The organism is Pseudomonas sp. ES1 (assembly GCF_050586605.1).
Classification (GTDB): Bacteria; Pseudomonadota; Gammaproteobacteria; order Pseudomonadales; family Pseudomonadaceae; genus Aquipseudomonas; species Aquipseudomonas sichuanensis.
Genome location: NZ_JBOBDM010000126.1, coordinates 1 through 1,867, shown reverse-complemented (window position 1 = coordinate 1,867; position 1,867 = coordinate 1). Strand labels below are relative to the sequence as shown.

Here is a 1,867-nt window from a genome sequence, read left to right as displayed (position 1 = left end):
GATCGCCTCGAACGGCTGTGGCTTTATCTCGGTATGCCACAGCGGATCCTGCTCGAAGTCGTACTCGCGCTGGCTCCAGTCCGGCACCTTGTGCAGCCGAATCGGGCTCTTGCGCAGCCCCTGGGCGACCGGCACAAAGCTGCCCGGCTCGTACAGGTAATGCACCGTGCGCCCGCTGTCGCCTTCATCGAGAGGCGGTGAGCTTTCCCAGGCCAGGGTGTCGCCGTCCCAGCCGAACAGAGTGAAACCGCAGTTCAGCTCGCGCTGGCGCTTGGCCCGTTGCAGTTGGTTCCAGCCGGTGCCGGCCTCGGGGCGATCCCAGAAGTGCGCGACTGAATGCTTGTGAAGGCGCCGGCCCAAGGCGTCGTAGCTGTAATCCACCTTGAGCTTGTCGTCGTTGTAAGAGGCCAGCCGGTCGAACAGGTCCCAAGTGAAGTGGGCATGGGACCCGTTGTGCAGGCGGTGGATCAGGTTGCCGCGTTCGTCGTATTTGTAGTGGGTCCCGGCGTACTCGCGCAGCAGGTTGTCCATCAGTTTGTTACGGCGTGCATCGGCTTCCAGCGGGCGATTCAGCTCCTGAGTCTTCTGGTCCAGCAGGTTACCGGCCGGGTCGAAGGCAAAGGTTTCCACGCCCAGGCGGCTGGTGGCCTTAAGCAGGCGGCCCACCGGGTCGTACTGGTACTCCAACGGACCACGACGGCTGTCGTGGATGTTGGTCAGCTGGCCGGCGACGTCGTAGCGGTACTGACGCTTGAGCAACGTGGATTGGCCGTCATGGCTGCCCAGCAGCTGTTCCTGCAAACGCCCTGCAGGGTCCCAGGCCTGGGTCTGCATCAACTTATTGCCCTGATGCCGCACGATTTCGCGGTGCAGGTCATCGCGCTCGTAGGCCAGCATTTCGTGCTGGTCGAGGGTCATGCCGAGCAGGTGGCCGCTGCCGTAAGTCAACCAGCTGACCTTGTGGCCGTCCGGGCGAATCGTCGCGGTGCGCTGGTTGAGGGCATCGTATTGGTGCTGCCACACCGCAACCATCGGCGTGCCGGTGGCCAGGTAATACTGATGCTCGCGGGTCAGGTTGCCGGCTTCATCAAAGAACCATTGCAACTTGCTGGCGGCGTTCACGGCCTGGATCAGCTGGCCGTTGCCGTCGTAGGCGAAGGTTTCGCTCTGGCTCTGGTTGCCCAGGCGGGCCGTACGCTCACTCAATCGGCCCATGGGGTCGAAGGTCAAGTCGATACGGCGCTGGCCAACCTGGGTCGAGGCGAGGCGGCCGCTGTACGGGTCGTACTGGTAACGGGTGACCAGGCCATCAAAGCCGGTCTCTTGCAGCAGCCGGCCCACCGGGTCGTAGAGGAAGGCGGCCTTGCTCGCGTTCTCGTTTTCCAGGCCGATCAAGCGGCCAAGCTTGTCCCAGCGATAACGCAGGGTGTGTTCGTTGGCGTCGATGCGTTCGCTCAGCAGGCCTGCGGCGCTGTAGGCCCAGGTGGTGCAGCGGTCGAGGGCATCGACATGCGCCAACAGGCGGCCTTCGGCATCGTAGTGGAAGCGCTCTTCGGTGTTGTCGGGATGGGTGACCTTGGCCAGTTGCCCGGCCTGGTATGCGTAGGCGGTCGTGTAGCCCGCCGCATCGGTGAAGTCGGTCAGCTGGCCAAGGGTGTTGTAGGCCCAGGCACTGCTCTTGCCCGAGCAGTCGGTGTACTCAAGCAACTGCCCGGCGTCGTTGTAGGCGAGTGTCTTTTCGTTGCCCAGCGCATCCTTGATCGCCTTGACCAACCCGGCCGGGGTGTAGGCGAACTCGGTCTTGTTGCCCAACGGATCGACGCTTTCGACCAGGTTGCCGCGCTCGTCATAGTCGCGTAGCCACAAG

The 1,867-nt window shown here is 63.5% G+C and carries 1 pseudogene; it reads right to left on the bottom strand.

Features of this window, described 5'->3' with window-relative positions:
• A pseudogene (locus tag ACQ4N9_RS26435) lies at positions 1-1,867 on the bottom strand (RHS repeat-associated core domain-containing protein); the annotation flags it as partial.